Raw genomic sequence first — 2,255 nt, 5'->3', positions numbered from 1 at the left:
TGCGAAAACCGGGGTCGAGATCAGCAAGCTCACGCCCAGGTTGTCGCTGAGATTGTCGGTAATCAGGGTGCCGACGACACTGACCATGACGACGGTCAGCCAGTAGAGCCACGGAATGTAACGCGGCACCCGCACCTGCTGCACAATGATGCCGGCAAGCAAGAGAGACATGACAACGGACGTGCCCGAGAGACCAAGGCCTAACCGGATGTTGATGAAGTCGGCGGCCGTCTCGCCCACCGTTGTCGCCATAATCTTTATGATCCAGAAGATCAAGGTCACTTCCGGTACCTTGTTCAATAAACCACGGTGTGGAGAGTTTGCGGATAGTGTCTGGCTCTGCATGGGGTGCTCCTTCGGCTGCGATCGTCGCTCTCTTGCCACGAGGAACCTTGGGAGAGTTTGCGTCCGACATTGGGATTTCCCAATGTAAGGCTCTGTCCGGTGACAATCTGGGGTGACCGGCCCTAAAGGACCTCGGCCGGCGGCTGTGCGCCGTCTGGCGTGGCCCATCCGGCTGGAGAGACAGGCGCCCGATGACTCGATCCAATACCAACCCCGCGACTTTTTTCAGCGCTTTCGTGCAGTCCAAGGTTCCTGAGATTACGCTCACCTTTTGGGTCATCAAGATTCTCACGACGGCGATGGGCGAGGCGACCTCCGATTATCTCGTCTTCCATCGGAACCCGGCCCTCGCCGTGCTGCTCTGTACGGGCGGCTTCCTCCTCGCGCTGGTGCTACAGTTCCTGCAAGCGCGCTATATCGCCTGGATCTACTGGCTGCTCGTTGCCATGGTCGCGATTGTCGGCACCATGGCGGCCGATATCCTGCATGTCGTGATCGGGGTGCCCTACCTTCTGTCCACGATCGGCTTTGCGCTTGTGCTGGGGGCGGTCTTTATGCTTTGGCGGCGGAGCGAGGGAACGCTTTCGATCCATCACGTCACGACGCGGCGTCGCGAAGCCTTCTACTGGCTGACGGTTTGCGCCACCTTCGCTCTGGGCACCGCTGCGGGAGACATGACGGCGGCGACCCTCGGTCTAGGCTTCCTGCTCTCCGGCTTCCTCTTTCTCGCGCTGTTCCTGGCGCCTGCCATTGGCTTCCGCGTCTTCCGCCTAAATGGCATCTTCGCCTTCTGGTTCTCTTACATCATGACCAGACCGCTCGGTGCCTCCTTTGCGGATTGGGCTGGCAAGCCCGGGCAGATGGGAGGCGAGGGCCTCGGAACCGGATGCGTGTCGATCACGCTTACCCTCGCGCTGCTCGTGCTGGTGTGCGTCCTCAGCCTGCCCCGCCGAAACGAGGCAATTCGTGAAACGCGAAACGTGATAGGTCCGACGGAAACCTCATGATCTGTCTCCGCCATTCTGCGACGACGCGTGCATCCAAGCGAGTCGAGCGGTGCTCGTGTCTCTCTGATTTATGTTGCCCCAGAGCGAGGTCGAACCGTTTATGTGCCCTCCTGGATCGTCCAGATTGTCAGCGGGACTTGATCAAAGATCGCCGCTACAAATGCAGCCGCCACCACGCCTTAGGGTGTTCAGCAAGACGTGATGCATTCTCGTCGGATAAGCACGATACACTTTGTTTCAATTCATGTGCTTCTGTTTGCGATCGACACCTGTAGCAATTCGGCCCGCCTTAGCGGCACAACAGAAACTAATCGGAGGATGCTATGAGATTTCTGTCAGTGGCAATCTGCACTGCGATGATTGGAATGCCGGTTCTCGCTTCGGCGCAAAGCGCCACAGGACCCATCACAAAGCAGCAGGCACGATATGATGCGATGGCTGCAGGCTACGCGAATGTGTCCCATCTGAAATCTGATGGCAAAGGAGATTGGATGGGCTCTGGGACAAATAAGGGGGACTTCATGGTGACCCCTACCGGCAAAGTCGTCCCCCGCTAAGCTCTTATTTAGCGCGCCAAGATGAGGTGGCTACCGCCCTTAACTTGGCGCGCACACGTTGTGGGTGACTACGCTAGCTGTCAACCAAGCTGAAGATGGTGACCTCCGGGTCTTCGTGTCGCCTGAGTTGGAACAGGGTCACGGCAAAGAGTTCAATGTCCGCTTTCCAGATCTCAAGATCTGCAACTGGACGACAATCTTGGGTCGGTAGGAGACATCCTCGTGTGACTCCACGAAAGCTTCAAACTGGGTCGTCCCGCCACGGATCGATGATCCCGACATCAAGATCCGCGAAATGTCGCACGTTGCGCGTGGCGATCTTCGCCTTATTGGCGACGACGATGCC

The 2,255-nt window shown here is 58.0% G+C and carries 2 protein-coding genes; one reads left to right on the top strand and one right to left on the bottom strand.

Annotated elements, in window-relative coordinates; translation table 11 throughout:
* Positions 1-345 (bottom strand): COG4705 family protein (locus ACYQ6W_RS22540; RefSeq protein ID WP_459678524.1); only part of this gene is annotated, 345 nt, incomplete at its 3' end.
* 191 nt (positions 346-536) lie between these two features.
* Here ACYQ6W_RS22540 and ACYQ6W_RS22535 point away from each other — a divergent pair.
* On the top strand, positions 537-1,352 hold the full coding sequence (locus ACYQ6W_RS22535) for a COG4705 family protein (protein WP_459678522.1): 816 nt from the start codon (positions 537-539) through the stop codon (positions 1,350-1,352).
* Positions 1,353-2,255 lie beyond the last annotated feature (903 nt).

The organism is Acidisoma sp. 7E03, assembly GCF_054665075.1.
Note: the sequence above shows the minus strand (reverse complement) of the source record. Positions and strands in the feature narration are given on the sequence as shown.

Bases quoted from the DNA above. Each gene is read 5' to 3' on its own strand.
- ACYQ6W_RS22535 (WP_459678522.1), top strand. From the start codon at position 537: ATGACTCGATCCAATACCAACCCCGCGACTTTTTTCAGCGCTTTCGTG.